This is a genomic window from Rhodoplanes sp. SY1, assembly GCF_046000175.1.
Taxonomy (GTDB): Bacteria; Pseudomonadota; Alphaproteobacteria; order Rhizobiales; family Xanthobacteraceae; genus Rhodoplanes.
On record NZ_JBEOMB010000435.1, the window covers coordinates 1 to 819 of the forward strand.

The following is an 819-nucleotide window of genomic DNA, read 5'->3' on the forward strand; positions in this document are numbered from 1 at the left end:
GGCGGATGCCGGCGCGGCGGCGACGCCCGCGACGCGCCGTGATTTTAAGCACCGCCGTTCGTTGACGACGCGACTCTCTCGGGGGACGGTAGGACCTACAGCCCCCGGAGGAGTCATGACGCTCGGATTGTCGATCGATGCCTTCACGCAATTGCACGTCGTCATCAGCCTGGTCGGAATCGCGGTCGGGCTGATCGTCGTGATCGGCATGGTGCTGCGACACCGCATGGCGGGATGGACCGGCGTCTTCCTCGCCGCCACGGTGGCGACCAGCGTGACCGGCTTCATGTTCCCCTCGAACACCTTCGGCCCGGCCCATGTGGTCGGCGTGATCTCGCTGATCGTGCTCGTTCCGACGCTGCTCGGCCTTTACGTGTTCCGGCTCGCCGGTGCGTGGCGGTGGATCTATGTGAGCGGCGCCGTGCTGGCGCTGTATCTCAACGTCTTCGTCGCCGTCGTGCAGGCGTTCCAGAAGATATTCGTGCTCGCCGCGTTGGCTCCCAACCAGTCGGAGCCGCCGTTCCAGATCGCGCAGCTCGTCGTTCTGGCGCTGTTCGGCTCGATCGGCGGTGCGGCCGTGTGGCGGTTTCGTCCGCCGCTGCCGGCGCGCGCCTGAGCGAATCGTCCGGCGCGGCCCTCAACACACCATGTCGCCGGCGGCGAGACGGGTGCGCACCACCTCGTCGAAGGCGATCGCCGTCCCGGTCCCCGGTCCGATCAGCACGACCGCGTCGGGCGGCGCGAGACGCGCCATCGCGCGCGCGACGAAGCGGCGCGCATCGTCAGGTGCCGCCCAGGTGTGGACGAGCTCGACCGATA

At 68.6% G+C, this 819-nt stretch carries 2 protein-coding genes; one reads left to right on the forward strand and one right to left on the reverse strand.

What is annotated here, in order from left to right; genetic code table 11:
- The first annotated feature begins 115 nt into the window (after nucleotides 1-115).
- A complete protein-coding gene (locus tag ABTU92_RS30190; protein WP_408095216.1) occupies nucleotides 116-616 on the forward strand; it encodes a hypothetical protein in 501 nt (166 codons plus the stop codon).
- Between the two features lie 21 nt (nucleotides 617-637).
- Here the strand turns inward: ABTU92_RS30190 and ABTU92_RS30195 are convergent.
- Nucleotides 638-819: hypothetical protein (locus tag ABTU92_RS30195; protein ID WP_408095217.1), on the reverse strand; the 182-nt coding region annotated here is incomplete at its 5' end.